Here is a 16,777-nt window from a genome sequence, read left to right as displayed (position 1 = left end):
CCTGGACTCAGAACACCGACACGTGCACGTGGTCCCAGTGGTTGGCGGTGACGCCGCCACGGTCGGACATCATGTCCCAGCCGCCGCCTGTGCGGATGTCGTAGTAGCGCTGCTTCCAGATGATGTACATCACGCCGAGCCGCGACCCGTTGGAGATGAGCCACTGGGCCAGCGCGTCGCCTCGCGCCAGGTTGGCACCCGAGGCCATGGATCCGCCGGGGCTCATCATGAAGTCGCAGGCCCGCCCCTTGCCGTGCTCGCCTGGGTCGCCGACCCTCAGGCAGCCGACGCCGTAGAACATCGGGAAGTTGCGCATCACCTCGTCGCGGACCGAGACCATGCGCGCAGTGAGGCCGTTGGCGCTGCCAGGCTGCTGGATGCCGTACTTGGCCAGCAGTTTCTCGATGTCGCGCCGCTTGCTCTGCATCTTCTTGACGTCGCGCTCGAGGTCGTCGATCTTGCCGTCGGCCTCCTTCTTCGCCTTCTGGGCGTCGGCGACCATCTCCTTGACGCGGTTGAGCTTGGAGGTGCGTTCGGCCGACAGGTAGGCCATGCTCGCCGCCTGCCCCAGCACCTGGTAGGGCTCCGCGGGCGAGCTGAACAGGGCGGTGCCGTCGAGCGGCCCCTGGATGTAGGTGGTCTGGGCGATCTGGCTCACCTCGACCTCGGCCCTGGCGAGCGCCGCCTTGAGGTTGGCCGCCCTGTCGGTGGCCTTCTTGGCGGCGAGCCGGGTGTCCTCGAGGCTCTCGATCGTGCCGCGGTAGAGCTTGTTGAGCTGGGCCGCCTGTTTGGTGAGCTTGCGCAGCTTGGTCTGGCTGTCGGGGTCGGCGGTCGCGGAGTGCGGGAAGGGGGCCGCGACCAGCGCGACGAGGACGACGGCGAGCACGGCAAGACGCCCTGATCTCACGCCTGTCCTCCCCTCCTAGACGGAGCGACTATAGAAGATGATCTTGTTCCCTGCCACCTGAACCAGTGAACTCGTGCGCCTTTGGCGAACTATCTACCACTTTGCCGGAAAGTGGGCCAACAGTTGGGTCTTGCCGAGCACTCCGCGCCGGGTGACATTTCGAGCATTCCGTCTTCTGCAAAGGGGCAGAACTTGTCTCGAACTTTCACCCTCGTCACAGCCGTGACCGCCTGCCTGGCCACTTCCCTGGTGGCTGGGCAGGCCGTCGCATCAGAGGACCCCGCCTTACCCTCGGCCGACCGGATCGAGCTCTACCAGTTGGACGGCCCACCGGGCACCGGGCAGGCCCTCGCCGAGGACGGCTTCGATGTCGTGCAGAAGCAGGCCGTCGCGGGCAAGGAGCACATCGAGTTCACCGCCGACAGCGACGACCTGGTCAAGATCGGCAAACTCGGGCACAAGCCCGAGCCCGTACGCAACCCGCAGGGCCAGACCCAGCTCGAGGCCGCCAAGGCCCAGGCCGCGGGCGGTTACACGGTCTGGCGCAGCTACTCCGAGCAGGGCGGCATCGCCGACCAGCTCAAGGCCATCGCCGACGCCAACAAGGACATCGTCAAGCTGCAGTCGATCGGCAAGACGATCAAGGGCCAGGACATCCTGGCCGTCAAGGTGACCAAGCACGCCAGGACCCTGCGCGACGGCGCCAAGCCCGCCGCCCTCTACTCCGCGACCCAGCACGCCCGCGAGTGGATCGCGGCCGAGGTCGACATGCGGCTGCTGAAGTACGTGGTCGCCAACAAGGGCACGCTGTCGGGCCTGCTCAACACGACCGAACTGTGGTTCGTGCCCGTCGCCAACCCCGACGGCTACGACTTCACCTTCACCGAAGGCAACCGTCTGTGGCGCAAGAACCTGCGTGACAACAACGGTGACGGCCAGATCGCCAGCGGCGACGGCGTCGACCCGAACCGCAACTTCCCGACGAACTTCCACTACGACGAGGAGGGCGCCTCCAGCGTCCCCAGCAGCGAGACGTACCGGGGAACGGCCGCCGCCAGCGAGCCCGAGACCAGGGCGATGGACGGGCTGCTGCGCCGGATCAAGTTCAAGCTGCAGCTCAACTACCACTCCTTCGGCCCGCTGCTGCTGTACCCGTTGGGCTGGCAGATGTACACCGCGAGCGCGGACAACCCGGTCTACGAGGCGCTGAGCGGCACCGACGCCAATCCGGCCGTCCCCGGGTTCAATCCGGGCCTGGCCGCGGGAGAGCTGTACATCACCAACGGCGACACCAACGACCGCGCGCACGGCGAGTACGGCACGCTCTCGTGGACGCCTGAGCTGAACGAGGGCTGCGACGGCTGCGGCTTCGTCTTCCCCGACGACGAGGCGCTGGTCCAGGCGGAGTTCGAGAAGAACCTCCCCTTCGCCCTGGACATCGCGAAGTCGGCGGCCAACCCGGTCGAGCCGGTCAGCCACCTGGGCAACAAGACGCCCGACTTCGTCGTCGACGACTTCGAGGTCAGCCACGGCAGGGACCAGGTCGTCCAGGTCAACGCCAAGCGCAAGCTGGGCCCCGTGGTCGTGCAGTACCAGGTCAACGGGGGCCGCACGAAGACCGCGCTCACCAGCGAGTGGAAGGGCGGCGAGAGGTACGGCAAGGGCTACGACGTCTACTACCACCAGCTCCGCGGCAAGATCACCGGCACCGGTCCGGGAGACAGCGTCAAGGTCTGGTTCAGGTCGCTGACCAAGAAGAGCGCTGACTTCACCTACAAGGTGGCCGACGACATCGGCGGCAGGGTCCTGATCCTTGCGGCCGAGGACGTCACGGGCATCAGTCCCGCCCAGGGCGTCACCGAGTCGAAGTACGTCGACGACTACGCCAAGGCGATCTCCGAGGCCGGCTACACCTCCGACGTCTACGACATCGACAAGAGCGGGCGCAAGGCGCCGCACCCGCTGGGCGTGCTCAGCCACTACAAGGCCGTCGTGTGGGAGACCGGCGACGACATCAACCCGCGCTCGCCCGAGCAGGTGCCCGGCACCCTGGCCAGGTACAGCGTCGAGACCGAGATCGCGGTGCGCGACTACCTCAACGAGGGCGGCAAGCTCCTGTCGGCGGGCAAGTACGCCCACTACGCGCGCAACGCCAACCAGGGCTTCTTCTTCCAGCCCGACGCCTCGCTCGGCGAGTGCGTGGTCGCCGCGACACCCCCGTGCTTCGAGGCCAACAACGACTTCCAGCAGTACTGGCTGGGCGCCTACATCTGGTTCGACAACGGCGGCACCAGCCAGCAGACGCATGAGCCGTTCGGGCTGAAGGGCACCGTGGGCGCCTTCAGCGGCTTCACCGGCACGCTGAACGGCGGCGACTCGGCCGACAACCAGGACCACAACAACTCGTGGGTCGCCACCTCCGCGATCCTGCCCGTCGAGACGTTCCCGCAGTTCGAGAGCAGGGCGGGCATCACGTGGGACAGGCCCGGCGGCCCCTTCGACCCGCACACCGGGGCGTGGGACGTGCAGAGCGGCATCGCCGACGCGTCGTGGAAGCGCCTGACCAAGACGATCGACCTGACGGGCAAGAGCAGCGGGGACCTGACGTTCTGGGCCTCCCTCGACACCGAGGCGGACTGGGACTTCTTCACCGTCGAGGCGCACACCGTCGGCCAGGACGACTGGACGACGCTGCCCGACGCGAACGGGCACACCACCCAGTCCACGGGGTCGAGCTGCAACACGCCCAACGGACAGCACTGGAGGGAGATCCACCCGTTCACGACCCGCTACCAGGGGCCGAACTGCGAGCCGACGGGCAGCAGCGGCGCATGGCACGCGGCCACCGGCAACTCGGCGGGCTGGCAGCAGTGGAAGGTCGACCTCACTCCCTACGCGGGCAAGAAGGTCGAGATCTCGCTCTCGTCGATCACCGACTGGAGCACCCACCAGGCCGGCGTCTTCCTCGACGACGCGAAGGTCACGCTCGACGGCGCGGTGGCGGAGGAGACGTCCTTCGAGGCCGACCTCGGCGGATGGACCGCCGGCGGGCCGCCACCCGGCTCCGGTCCGCTGCTCAACAACTGGGGCCGCACCGACAAGATCTTCGATGAGGGCGGCGGCATCATCACCAAGGACACCGTTCTGCTCGGATACGGCGTCGAAGGTGTCACCACGCAGGCACAGCGCACCGACCTGGTGAAGCGGTCGCTGACCCACCTGCTCGGCGATCCTCGCTAGAGCGGGCCGAGGGGTACGGCTCCGGCGAGCCGTACCCCTCTTGCGTGCCCGCACAGAACATGATTCGGTCTCCCAAGGGAGCAAGCACTCGGTCAAACGAGAAGGGTCACGACATGCGCCAGCACGACACGCTGTTCATCGGGGGCGAATGGGTGGCCCCGGCGGGCACCGGCGTCATCGAGGTCATCAACCCGCACACCGAGCAGGTCCTCGGCACGGTCCCTGACGGGACGCCCGCCGACATGGACCGCGCGGTCGCCGCCGCCCGCGAAGCCTTCGACCACGGGCCGTGGCCCCGGCTCAGCTTCGGCGAGCGGGCCGAGGCCATCGGCAGGCTCGCCGACATCTACGCCGCGCGACAGGGCGAGATGGCGGCCCTCATCACCGAGGAGATGGGCTCGCCGATCACCTTCTCCCAGCTCGCCCAGGCCCCCCAACCGCTCGGCATGCTCCAGTACTACGCCGAATACGGCAGGACGTTCCAGCAGGAGGAGGAGCGCCCCGGCCTGTTCGGTCCCTCGACCGTGCGCAGGGAGCCCGTCGGCGTGGTCGCCGCCGTCGTCCCGTGGAACGTCCCCCAGTTCGTCTCCATGACGAAGATCGCCCCCGCGCTGCTGGCCGGATGCACGATCGTGCTCAAGCCCGCGCCCGAGACGCCGCTCGACGCCTACCTGCTGGCCGAGATGGTGCAGGAGGCGGGCATCCCTGGCGGCGTGCTCAACATCGTCCCCGCGGGCCGCGAGGCGGGCGAGCACCTGGTCTCCCACCCGGGCGTGGACAAGGTCGCCTTCACCGGGTCCACCGCCGCGGGCCGCCGCATCGCCTCGATCTGCGGCGAGCAGCTCAAGCGCTGCAGCCTGGAACTGGGCGGCAAGTCGGCGGCGATCGTGCTCGACGACGCCGATCTCGGCGCCAGCATGGGCATGCTCGCCATCGCCTCGCTCATGAACAACGGCCAGGCCTGCGTGGCGCAGACCCGCATCCTCGCCTCCCACCGCCGCTACGACGAGGTCGTCGAGGCCGTGGCGGGCATGGTCACCTCGCAGGCGGTCGGCGATCCCGCCGACCCCGCCACCGGCATCGGCCCGCTGGTCGCCAAGCGCCAGCAGGAACGAGTCGAGGGCTACATCAAGATCGGCATGGACGAGGGCGCGAAGGTCGTCGTCGGCGGCCTCGACCGCCCCCACGACAGGGGCTGGTACGTCGCGCCCACCGTCTTCTCCGGCGTCCACAACGACATGCGGATCGCCCGCGAGGAGATCTTCGGCCCGGTCCTGGCCGTGATCCCCTACGAGGACGAGGCCGACGCCGTCCGCATCGCCAACGACAGCGACTACGGCCTGGCGGGCACGGTGTGGACGGCCGACACCGACCACGGCATGGACATCGCGCGCCAGGTCCGCACCGGCACCTACGGCGTCAACTGCTTCATGCTGGAGGCCAACGTACCCTTCGGCGGCTACAAGGCCAGCGGCGTCGGCCGCGAGCTCGGCCCCGAGGGCCTGTCCGCCTACCTGGAGTACAAGACCATCTCGCGGCTCGGCTGAGCCGCGAGGACCCGGCTGAGCGGCTGGGCCGAGCGGCCGGGCCGGGCCACTGGCCGGCGAAGGACCGCCCCGGTACGGCATGCCGTACCGGGGCAGGGTGCGAGCGGCACCCAGCGCGCCCCCGCGACGCTGGGCGTTCACCCGGCTACAGAAGTATGTCCCGCGTCTACCGCCTTGACGGCTGATGGCACCGTTGGCGATCCCCCTGCGGGTTCCTTCCTTACGTCATAGGTAGACGCCTTTAATACCGAAAAGGTTCGATCTATCTCTGCGCGGTGTTCGTGGTGATCCACTTCGCGATCCGGCGGACGAGTTCGGGCGTGGCGGCCGACTCGGCGTGCCCGAATCCGCGCTCGATCCACAGCTCCTTGGGCTCGCGGGCGACGTCGAAGATCTGGTGGGCGTGCTCCAGCGGGAAGAAGGTGTCGGCGTCGCCGTGCACGACGAGCAGCGGCGTCGGGGAGATCAGCGCGGCGGCCTCGTGGGGCGGCAGCGGGATCGGGTCCCACTGGCCGACGGCGATCCTGGTGCGCTTGACCACCCGCGCCGCCAACCTGCCGAACGGCCGCTCGATCGCCCAGTGCACCTGGCGCATCGGCCTGGTGCCCCGGTAGTACCAGCGGGCGGGGCCGCTGACGGCCGCCACCGCGTCCACGCCGCGGTGCAGGCCCGCGTGCCGGAGGGCCACGGCCGCCCCCATGGAGAAGCCGACGACCGCCACCGACGAGTAGCCGACGACCCTCGCGTGCCGCACCGCGGCCTCGATGTCGTGCACCTCCAGGTCGCCCACGGTGCTCTCACCGGCGGAGCGGCCGTGGCCGCGGAAGTCGAAGGCCACCACTCCGCCGAACCCGCTCAGCACATGGACGATCCTGCGGGCGGTGGGCTCCCTCCACGAACCCGTGAAGCCGTGCGCCACCACGATGCCCAGGTCGCTTCGCCCGCGCGAAGGGGTGTGAGCGGCGTCGATCCGCACGCCGTCGGCGGTTCTGAGCATGACGGGGAAGCTGGTGGCGAAAGGCATGGATCGAGCCTAAGGTCCCTGGAGTTCGGCGCTTCCGATGACCTGCCTGATACGGGAGTCCTCGGCGGCCTTGATGGCGTCGTCCGAGTCGGAGATCATGATGCGCGCGGCGCTCCCCCTGATGAGGTCGCCCGTCTCTAAACCGGCGGGCAGCACCGTGACGATGGCTCCCACGGCGATCGCGCCGTCCACTGCCGCGCTGAGGTCCGCTCCCCGGGGCAGGCAGACGACCACCCGGTCGCCGGGGCGCAGCCCACGGCTCCGGAGCAGGTCTTCTGTGCTCATGCGATCAGGCTAGGGAGCGTGCTTCGCCCGCACATGGGGCGGAATATGCAGACCGTTATGCAGAACCCAGGTCGTGCTCGACGGCCCAGAGAGCGATCTGCGAGCGCGAGGTGAAGCCGAGCTTCTCCATGATGTTGGCGATGTGCCTGGCGACGGTGGCGGGGCTGATGACCAGCTCGTCGGCGATGGCCCTGTTCGACAGGCCGCGGGTGAGCAGCCCGGCGATCTCCTGCTCGCGGGCGGTGAGCACGGGGTGCGGGACCTCGGCCACAGCGGGGACCGGCAGCCGACCGTTCCCGCCGCCCTCTCCTGCCAGCACCAGGCGCGCGACCTCGACAGGGTCGAGCTCCCTGCCCCTCGACCACTGCAACGCCGTACGGCCCTCGCCGAGCTTGTCGCGGGCGCGGGCGAGCAGCTCCTCGATCCGGCCCGAGACGGTCGGCTCGCCCATCTCCTCGGCCAGCGCGGTCGCCGCGCCCGAGGAGAGCACGGCCCCCGCGAGGTCGCCCTCGACGTCGGCCAGCCTCGACAGCACCCGCAGCACCCGCGCCATCCCGAGGCGCTGGCCTGTCTTTTGCGCCAGCTCCAGGCACTCGGCCAGCAGTCCCTCGGCCGTGGCGTGGTCGCCGCGGCCGATCGCGACCTTGGCCACCATCACCAGGCAGCGTTCCATCTCGACCCTGTTGTCGAGCTCGTCGAAGATCGCGGCGGCATCGCGGTAGTGGGTCACCGCCGCCTCGGTGTCGCCTCGCCACTCGGCCACGGCCGCCAGCTGGCTGGTCGCCATCGCGACGTGCCACGGGTGGCCGTTCTCCTTGGCGACGGCCAGCGCCTCGCCCGCGTGCCGCTGCGCCAGCCGCAGCTGTCCCCTGACCCCCGCCAGGACGGCCAGGCACGAGTGCGCGATGACTCTGTTGAAGGTGTCGTCCCACTCCCGCGTGGTCGCCACGACCTCCTCGAAGTGCCGCTCGGCCCGGTCGAACTGGCCGGTGCGCAGCAGCAGCACGCCCGCCACGTTCAGCGTGACGCCCTTGCCGAGGCTGTGGGGAACCTTCTCCTGCTCCTTGAGCGCCTCGGTGACCACCCGCTCGCAGCCTGCCAGGTCGTCCCTCGCCTCCAGCCCGTAGGCCAGCGCGCCCTTGCTCAGCGCGACCACCTCGGGCGGCACGCCCGTCAGGTCGAGCCGCAGCAGCCGCTCGAACCACTCGACGCCCTCGGCGATCTCTCCGTGGACGGCCAGCAGCGCCGAGGCCACGTACGCGAGCCGCAGCCCCAGCGGCGCGTTGTCCGACTCGACCGCCCAGTCGACCGCCGCTCTGCAGTCGTCGATCAGGGCTCTGCCCCTGACGAAGTACGGCAGGCGCTCGGGCCACGGCGCCCGGGGCGTGGCGAGGCCCGACTCGAAGCAGCGCTCCTGCACCTCGCAGATCACCTGCAGGTGCCGGTCGCGGAACCAGGTGCGCTCGTCCTCGTCCCGCAGGCGCTCCGCCGCGAACTGCTTGATCGTCTCCAGCAGGCGGTAGCGCCCTCCGTCGGCCAGCAGCAACGACTTGTCGACCAGCCCGCCGAGCAGGTCGAGAATCTCGTGCGAGGGCAGGTCCCCGTCGTCGGCGCACACCTGCTCGACCAGGTCGAGATCGAAGTGCCCGGCGAACACCGAGAGCCGCCGCAGCAGCACCCGCTCCTTGGGGGTGAGCAGGTCGTGGCTCCACTCCACGGTGGCCAGCAGCGTCCGCTGCCTGGCGGGCGCCGTACGGTCACCGCTGGTCAGAAGCCTGAAGCGGTCACCGATCCGATCGGCGATCTGCGCGGGGCTGAGCATCCTGGTGCGGGCGGCGGCCAGCTCGAGCGCGAGCGGCAGCCCGTCCAGCGCCACGCACAGCCTGGCCACGTCGTCGAAGTCGCCGCCGCTCAGCCTGGTGCCCACGGCCAGCGCCCGGTCGGTGAACAGCAGGACGGCCTCGGCGTCGGGATGGCGTGCGTCCGGCAGGTCGAGCGGGGGCACCCGCCACACCAGCTCGCCAGGAATGCGCAGAGCCTCCCTGGTCGTGAGGAGGATCCGCAGGTCGGGGCAGCCGGCCAGCAACTCGGACACGAGCTCGGCGCAGCGCTCGACGACCTGCTCGCAGTTGTCGAGGAGCAGCAGGGCCCTGGCGCCGCGCAGCCGGACGAGCAGCCCGTCGAGCGAGGGCCTCGAGCGCTCCTCACGCACCCCGAGCGTGTTGGCGATCTCGTGCGCCACCAGGTCGGCGCCGGTGATCCTGGCCAGTTCGACCAGCCACACCCCGTCGGGGAAGTCGGGCACGACCTTCGCCGCCACGCGCAGCGCGAGGCGCGTCTTTCCGATGCCGCCCACGCCGCAGAGCGTGACCAGGCGCTGATCTCGGAGCAGGCCGCACAGCTCATCGAGGTCGCGCGCGCGGCCGACGAAACGATTCGGTTCAACCGGGAGGTTATGCGATGTCATGCCTTCAACCGGGTTCATGGGGAAGCGTTACCGCGAGTGTGCAGGCGATCACTCGCCTGCACAAGCGGTCCGGGGTCGAGCAGCGGCGCGGTCCCATCTTCGCGCACATGGAGCGGTATCTCCTGGGATTCGATCCGTTCCCGCGAGACGAACTCGCTATGGCGGCGCAGGCGCAGATCACGGCGCTCACCGGCCGGGGCCCGCCGCCGCGCCCTTGCGGCCGCGCCTCGGCGATCACACCGCGGAGACGCGGTGGTACAAGACTCCTATTGTTGTCTCATGACGCTGGTGGAGCTCCTGCGCGCCGACGACGGCTCCGACTCGGCGAACGAGCGCATCCTCGACGCCGCCTACGAACGATTTCTGGCCTTCGGGGTGCGCAGGACCACCGTGGACGACGTCGCCAGGCAGGCAGGCCTGGCGCGTGTCACCGTCTACCGGCGCTTCGCCCGCAAGAACGACCTCGTCCACGGCGTCATGCTGAGAGAGCTGCGCCGGTTCCTGCGTGACTTCGAACGCGCGGTCGCGCCGCTGCCGACGGCCGCCGAGCAGGTGGTCGAGGGGTTCGCCCTGACTCTGCGCGTGGTGCGCGGCCACTCGCTGCTGGCCCGGCTGCTGGTCACCGAGCCTGAGACGATCCTGCCGCACCTGACGACGGGGGCGGCGCCGTACCTGGCGGTGGCCAGGGAGTTCGTCGCCGCCCACCTCGACTCGCCGGACGCGGAGGCGATCGCGGAGATGTTCGTCAGGGTCTCGCTGTCGTTCCTGCTGACGCCGTCCTCGGCGATCCCGCTGGAGACCGACGACCAGGCGCGCGCCTTCGCGCGCCGCCACCTGGTGCCCTTCCTCAGCTCAGGCGGGCGGTGATCCGCGCGATGAGCAGGGGCAGCCACCCGGCCAGCCCCCACACCAGCAGGTACGGCGCCGCGTCCCACCCGGGGGCGGCGAGCGTCACCGCCAGCCAGATCACGCCAAGCGCGGCGTTGAGCGACACGACCCAGCTCACCCGCAGCGCCCGCCGCACCGGTGCTGCCCCCATGACCTGCCACGCTCCCGCCGTCACCGCGACGAAGGCGATGACCGCGCCGGACCGCAGCGCCACCGCCTGGTCCTCGATCGGCAGCAGCCCGTAGGCCAGAGTCCCCACCAGCGCCACCGTCCACAGGAACCTGGCGGAACCGCCCACGTGGTGACGCAGCCCGGCGTCGTCCAGCCCGGCGTAGAAGGCCCTGGAGGCGTCCCTGCGCGCCCGCACGGCAGCGGGGATGTTCGACAGCCCCTCCCGCCGCCGGATCGTGAGCGCCCACAGGCCGCCGCGCACCGCCAGGAGGCCGGCCACGTAGACGACGACGAACCAGTCCCCCGGCCCGATGGCGGCCAGCCGCTCACCCTGCCACACCAGCGGCGCCACCAGCCCGCCGAGCAGGAGCGCCGCCACGATCTCCACCGCCCACCCGTCCCACCACGGACGCCGGGCATCCGAGGGAACAGGAACGCTGTTCCTCAGCGTTGTGTAGTCGCCACCCAGTTCCTCGGCCCGCCGTACCGCCTCCCCGTTCGGGCGGCCCTGGCGGTCGAGGATCAGCGCCCTCAGCAGCCACGGCTCGGGGTCGAGGGGCGAGTCGGAGATCAGCCGGTCGACGTAGGCGTGTGCCCAAGGAAAACGCCGCTCGTCGAGCAGGCGTCGGACATGCCGCAAGTGGGAGGACACAGGGTGAAGTCTGCCCTGTCATGCCCACTGCACCAAGGGTGGTAACGGGATCAACTAAACTGGTGGCGCCGCATCGTCCCGCGGCCAGCCTCCACGAACACAGAGTGAGACCTCATCATGCCTTTGAACAGCCGCGACGACCTGCGGAACATCGCGATCATCGCGCACGTCGACCACGGCAAGACCACTCTCGTGGATGCCATGCTCTGGCAGTCCGGAGCCTTCCGCGCCAACCAGGACGTCGATGACCGTGTCATGGACTCCAACGACCTCGAGCGCGAGAAGGGCATCACCATTCTCGCCAAGAACACCGCGGTCAAGCACGGCGACATGACCCTCAACATCATCGACACGCCGGGCCACGCCGACTTCGGTGGCGAGGTCGAGCGCGGCCTGTCGATGGTCGACGGCGTGGTGCTGCTCGTGGACGCCTCCGAGGGGCCGCTGCCGCAGACGAGGTTCGTGCTGCGCAAGGCGTTCGCCGCGAAGATGCCCGTCATCCTGTGCATCAACAAGGTCGACCGCCCCGACGCCCGCATCAAGGAGGTCGTCGACGAGGTCTACGAGCTGTTCATGGACCTCGACGCGACCGAGGAGCAGATCGACTTCCCGATCGTCTACGCCTCGGCGAAGGCCGGCCGGGCCTCGCTGGAGCGTCCCGACGACGGCGGCATGCCCGACTCCGAGGACCTCGAGCCGCTGTTCGATGTGATCAAGCGCACGATCCCCGCGCCGACCTACGACCCGAGCGCGCCGCTGCAGGCTCACGTCACCAACCTCGACGCCTCCTCCTACCTGGGCAGGATCGCGCTGTGCCGCATCCACCAGGGCACCATGAAGAAGGGCCAGCAGGTCGCCTGGTGCAGGACCGACGGCACGATCCAGCGCGTCAAGATCACCGAGCTGCTCATGACCGAAGCGCTGGAGCGCAAGCCGGCCGAGGAGGCGGGCCCCGGCGACATCATCGCGATCGCCGGCATCCCGGAGATCATGATCGGTGAGACCCTCGCCGACCCCGACGACCCGCGCCCGCTCCCGCTGATCACGGTGGACGAGCCCGCCATCTCGATGACGATCGGCACCAACACCAGCCCGCTCGTGGGCAAGGTGAAGGGCTCGAAGGTCACCGCCCGCATGGTGAAGGACCGCCTCGACAAGGAGCTCGTCGGCAACGTGTCGCTGCGCGTGCTCCCCACCGACCGCCCCGACGCGTGGGAGGTCCAGGGCCGTGGCGAGCTGGCGCTGGCCATCCTGGTCGAGCAGATGCGCCGCGAGGGCTACGAGCTCACCGTGGGCAAGCCGCAGGTCGTCACGAAGACCATCGACGGCAAGATCCACGAGCCGGTCGAGCGCCTGACCGTCGACTGCCCCGAGGAGTACCTCGGCGCGGTCACGCAGCTGCTGGCCGTCCGCAAGGGCCGGATGGAGCACATGACCAACCACGGCACCGGCTGGATCCGGATGGAGTTCGTGGTCCCGGCGCGCGGCCTGATCGGTTTCCGCACCGAGTTCCTCACCGAGACGCGCGGTACCGGCCTGGTCCACCACGTCTTCGAGGCCTACGAGCCGTGGTTCGGCGAGCTGCGCACGCGCAACAACGGCTCGCTGGTCGCCGACCGTTCGGGCCCCGTGACCGCGTTCGCGATGACGAACCTGCAGGAGCGCGGCATCCTGTTCGTCTCGCCCGGCACCGAGGTGTACGAGGGCATGATCGTCGGCGAGAACTCCCGCTCCGACGACATGGACGTCAACATCACCAAGGAGAAGAAGCTCACCAACATGCGCTCCTCCACGGCCGACGTGACCGAGACGCTCATCCCGCCGCGGGTGCTGTCGCTGGAGCAGGCGCTGGAGTTCATCCGCGAGGACGAGTGCGTGGAGATCACTCCGGAGACCGTGCGGATCCGCAAGGTCGTCCTCGACGCCGCCACCCGCGGGCGCGCCGCCGCCCGCGCCAAGCGCGCCAACTGACGCCCTGCCCCGACAGAGCCGTTCCCACCGGGAGCGACCCTGTCGAGGGTCCGCCGAAGACCCTGGTCATCCTGCCCATGTCGGGCATAGATGACCGGGGTCTTCGTGTTTTCGCAGGTAGGTCGCAAGCCAGGCACAACCGGACCTTTAGCGCACGCCAGGACGCTGGGGCGTGAGAGGAGGTGCCGTCATGGGTGTCGTGTCCTACCGGACGAATCTGACATATCTCGCCGCCTGGCTCGTTTTCGTCGCCATCGTGCTCCTGCTGGTGCGCTGAAGTAATCAGTCCGTTACCGACCGGCGTGGATCATGCTGGTTGTGGGCCGGCTGAGGAAGATCGTCGCGTACGCGCTCGCTGCGATCTCCGTGGGAGCCATCGTCTGGTGCGTCGCCGTGGCCAGGCCCGTCACCCGGTCAGCCCCGGGCCCCGAGCCTCCCTCCCCCTCCCTGCTCGAGGTGTACGGCGCGCAGGAACACTCCCCCCGCACCCCTCCCGAACTGACCACCGAGGTCACGATCGCCGACGCGACCGACGCCGACCTCGCGGTCGTCCCGCAGGGAAGGCTCGACGAGCGGGCCAGACAGTTGAAGATCACCGTGGTCCACCGCCTCGTACTGGACCGCACCGATCTGCTGGCCACGCTGCTCAGATCCGAGGGGCCCTTCCCCGACGACATCCAGGGATTCACCGACCGCAGGCTCGGCGCGGTGAAGGCCGACGGCGGCTCGGCCGTCCTCGCACCCACCAGCAGGCTCGCCCCCGTGCTCACCACCTCGGGCTCGCGGACCACCGTGCGCTTCACGATCACCATGCTGCGCCAGGTCGGCAACGACGCCCTGCCGCAACTCGACTTCGTGCCGCCGACCGAGCAGGGAGCGGTGTCCGCGCGCGAGATCACGCTGATCGCGCCCACGTGGACGGTGATCAGGGTCGAGCGGGTGACGCCCGACAGGGAGCAGGCGGGACGGCTGGTCTTCAACGCCTACACCGCGCCCGTGTCGGTCCGGCTCGCCCACGAGTCCTACGGCAGGCCGGACGCCGAGCAGACGGACCTGTTCTCCTGGACGCCGATCCTCAGCGTCTTCACCGCGATCGCGCTGACCGTCTTCCTCGGCAGGGCGCTCGGCGCATCATGGTGGCAGCGGACGCCCAACAGGGAACTGGCGACCGGGATCGCCCTGTGCGTGGTCGCGCTCCTGCTCGCCATGCTGCTGGCGCGCATGCCGTACCTGGGTCCTGTCATCCTGTTCGGCGCCGTGCCCGTGCTCGCGCTGCGTCACGCGCACAGGATCGTGCCCGACCGGCCACCGTGGACCTCGAAGGACGCGCTACTCGTCACAGGCCTCGGCGTGCTCGTGGCCAGCGGCATGCTGTTCTGGGCATTCGTCCACGGGCAGGTGCCGCCGCTGACCCTCGCCGTGGGCACGGTGACGGCCGCGCTGGCGGCGGCGGGTTCGGCCGTGGCCTTCGGCGCCGACCTCGGCATCGCCGTCCTGGTGGCCAGGCTGGCCGCGGTGACGGCGGGCGTCGCCGTGGCCGCGCTGGCGCTGGCGCTGTGGGTGCGGGCGCTGATGAGCGGCGGCTACTTCCCTCCCGACAGCGTCCGGCTGGTGCTGGCGCTGTGCTGGTCGCTGATCCCGATCGCCGGGATCGCGGTCGCCACCCGCTCCTGGTCGCGCGTCGCGATCGTGGTGGCCGTGCTGGGCAGCCTGCTGCTGCTCGGCTGGCCCACGGAATGGCTCGACGCCGGCTCGTGGAGCGTCCAGCCGGACCAGATCACTCCGACGACGCCGCCTCCGCTGGTGTTCGGTCAGCCGCTCAACGAGGTCACGCGCGGGGCGCTCGGTCTGCTGCTGCTGACGTTCGCGCTGCTCGTACTGAGGCTGCGGCGGCTGGGGGCGACGCCCGACGCCATGGCCAACCCGGCGGTGGTGGCCACGGTGATCGTCTGCCTGATGGTCCTGTACCTCACCCCGCGCACCGACCCCGACTCCACCGCGATCGACCTGCCGCTTCCCTCCCTCGCGATCACCTCGCTGGTGGCGTGGGCCGCCGCCATCTGGCTGCTGTCGGGGCCACGCCCCGAGATCGCCGAGCCGTCCTCCCGCGCCGAACACCGTGAGCTGATCAGGAACGCGCTGCACCGGCGGGTGCTGCACGGCTCCGAGCAGGAGCTCTACCGGCTGAGCAGGGGCAAGCTGGGATCCGGCGAGCTCACGATGGAGGACTTCGAACGCCAGCGCCTCGACCTCGACCGCGCCCTCACCCTCGACCCGCCGCACACCGAGACCGCCTTCGCCACCTCGGCCGGCTGCACGCCATGGCAGAACGGCCTGGCGGCGTTCGTGGTCAGCCTGCTGCTGTCGCTGCCCTTCGCGCTCATCTACGGCTGGCCCGACGGGCCCGAGCTGACCACCTGGGTGTTCGACGCGCGGTTCATGTTCACGCTGCCCGCCTTCGGGTTCTTCTACGGCTACTTCTATCCCCGCCTGCGCGGCACGCAGCCGGTCACCAAGGCGCTCTACGTGATGAGCGTGGCGCTCGTCACCGAGCTGTCGGCCTACGTTCCCTCGCTCGTCGACCCCGACATCGGCGGATTCGACAAGCTGCAGGTCGTCGCGATCGTGGTGGGGCAGGGCGCGCTGGTCTTCATCGGCCTCGGGCTCTACTGGGAGTGGCGGATCATGTTCGCCGCCGGCGAGCCGTGGGCCAGGGTGCGCAACGTCCGCAGCGTCCGCAGCCTCGCCACCCCGCTGGTCGCCGTCGTGATCGCCGCCGGCACCACGGCCGCCACCTCCGCCGCCGGCCAGACCGTGGACCGCATCCTCAAGGGCGACACCGCGACCAGCCAGGGCGGCCCGTGAGCCGGCCCTCTTCGGCGAACAGGTAGTTACGCCGAGCGGTCGTCACCGCCCTGACCCTGGCCCACCCGCGGCGCGACCACGCGTACATGAGATAGCCGCTCTTCAGGAGCGGCTCCACCAGATCCTCGGAGCGCATGCCGTACTTGTCGAGGTGACGGTCCTCGATCTCCAGCAGCAGCGAGGGCCTGTCCCTGCCGATGATCTCGGCCGCGCCCTCCAGCACCCTGGCCTCGAAGCCCTCGACGTCGACCTTCATGAAGGCCACGCGGTCGATGCCGGCCGCGGCGCAGTACTCGTCGATGCCGCGGACCTCCACCGTCAGCGTCTTGGCCGAGGAGAAGGAGACGTGCCTGCCCGCCCGCTGCTGCCCCGTGCGCAGGTGAGCCCAGCCGTGGATGGGCAGGCCGAAACGGAAGGGCAGCGTCATGCGCTCGGCGCCCGGCTCGGGGCCGAGCGCGGCGTTGGTGGCGCGGATGCGCGGGGCGGCCGCGACCCGGCACCCCGCCGCCAGGATCCGGTAGGGGTTGGGCAGCGGCTCGAAGCTGTGGACCTGCCCGGCCGGGCCGACGAGCGCGGCCAGCGGGTAGGTGTACATGCCGTAGGCGGCGCCGATGTCGAAGCAGACGTCGCCCGCCCGGATGAGCTGGGGCAATCCCAGGATCTCCGGCTCACTGAGCGCCAGCGCGGCACCGGCGCGGAAAGCGCCGGCTATGAGCTCCAACCTCGTCGACATGATCTCCCCGTCCTTGTGGTGACGGGG

General features: G+C 70.0%; 11 protein-coding genes. 5 read left to right on the top strand and 6 right to left on the bottom strand.

Annotated features, from left to right (window positions below; all coding sequences use genetic code 11):
- Nucleotides 1-7: 7 nt before the first annotated feature.
- Nucleotides 8-907, bottom strand: coding sequence for a coiled-coil domain-containing protein (locus AC3EO4_RS40650; RefSeq protein WP_379576018.1), 900 nt, complete (start codon nucleotides 905-907; stop codon nucleotides 8-10).
- 192 nt (nucleotides 908-1,099) lie between these two features.
- Here AC3EO4_RS40650 and AC3EO4_RS40645 point away from each other — a divergent pair, with 192 nt between their 5' ends.
- A complete protein-coding gene (locus tag AC3EO4_RS40645) occupies nucleotides 1,100-4,147 on the top strand; it encodes a M14 family metallopeptidase (protein WP_431900820.1) in 3,048 nt (1,015 codons plus the stop codon).
- Nucleotides 4,148-4,260: 113 nt separating this feature from the next.
- A complete protein-coding gene (locus AC3EO4_RS40640; protein ID WP_431900818.1) occupies nucleotides 4,261-5,694 on the top strand; it encodes an aldehyde dehydrogenase in 1,434 nt (477 codons plus the stop codon).
- Nucleotides 5,695-5,956: 262 nt separating this feature from the next.
- On the opposite strand, the gene AC3EO4_RS40635 is transcribed toward AC3EO4_RS40640, so the two are convergent.
- The 3 genes from AC3EO4_RS40635 to AC3EO4_RS40625 are packed head-to-tail and all read right to left on the bottom strand — an operon-like array spanning nucleotide 5,957 to nucleotide 9,470.
- Nucleotides 5,957-6,718: an alpha/beta hydrolase gene (locus AC3EO4_RS40635; RefSeq protein ID WP_379576021.1), complete on the bottom strand. Its 762-nt coding sequence runs from the start codon at nucleotides 6,716-6,718 to the stop codon at nucleotides 5,957-5,959.
- A 9-nt stretch (nucleotides 6,719-6,727) separates the two neighbouring features.
- Entirely contained in the window at nucleotides 6,728-7,003 is a 276-nt protein-coding gene (locus tag AC3EO4_RS40630; RefSeq protein ID WP_379576022.1) for a hypothetical protein, read from the bottom strand.
- Between the two features lie 55 nt (nucleotides 7,004-7,058).
- On the bottom strand, nucleotides 7,059-9,470 hold the full coding sequence (locus AC3EO4_RS40625; RefSeq protein ID WP_431900815.1) for an ATP-binding protein: 2,412 nt from the start codon (nucleotides 9,468-9,470) through the stop codon (nucleotides 7,059-7,061).
- Nucleotides 9,471-9,749: 279 nt separating this feature from the next.
- Between AC3EO4_RS40625 and AC3EO4_RS40620 the strand changes: the two genes are divergently transcribed.
- Nucleotides 9,750-10,337, top strand: coding sequence for a TetR/AcrR family transcriptional regulator (locus AC3EO4_RS40620; protein ID WP_379576024.1), 588 nt, complete (start codon nucleotides 9,750-9,752; stop codon nucleotides 10,335-10,337).
- On the opposite strand, the gene AC3EO4_RS40615 is transcribed toward AC3EO4_RS40620, so the two are convergent.
- Nucleotides 10,318-11,181 (bottom strand): hypothetical protein, encoded by an 864-nt coding sequence (locus AC3EO4_RS40615; RefSeq protein WP_431900812.1) that lies wholly within the window; start codon nucleotides 11,179-11,181, stop codon nucleotides 10,318-10,320. The genes AC3EO4_RS40620 and AC3EO4_RS40615 overlap by 20 nt on opposite strands.
- 117 nt (nucleotides 11,182-11,298) lie before the next feature.
- Between AC3EO4_RS40615 and typA the strand changes: the two genes are divergently transcribed.
- Complete coding sequence (typA, locus tag AC3EO4_RS40610; protein ID WP_379576026.1) at nucleotides 11,299-13,152, top strand: translational GTPase TypA; 1,854 nt, start codon at nucleotides 11,299-11,301, stop codon at nucleotides 13,150-13,152.
- A gap of 309 nt (nucleotides 13,153-13,461) precedes the next feature.
- A complete protein-coding gene (locus tag AC3EO4_RS40605) occupies nucleotides 13,462-16,017 on the top strand; it encodes a hypothetical protein (RefSeq protein ID WP_488186375.1) in 2,556 nt (851 codons plus the stop codon).
- On the opposite strand, the gene AC3EO4_RS40600 is transcribed toward AC3EO4_RS40605, so the two are convergent.
- Nucleotides 15,980-16,750: an FkbM family methyltransferase gene (locus AC3EO4_RS40600; RefSeq protein WP_431900806.1), complete on the bottom strand. Its 771-nt coding sequence runs from the start codon at nucleotides 16,748-16,750 to the stop codon at nucleotides 15,980-15,982. The genes AC3EO4_RS40605 and AC3EO4_RS40600 overlap by 38 nt on opposite strands.
- Nucleotides 16,751-16,777: the final 27 nt, after the last annotated feature.

It is taken from the genome of Nonomuraea sp. bgisy101 (genome assembly GCF_057708945.1).
This window is presented reverse-complemented; position numbering and strand designations above follow the sequence as displayed.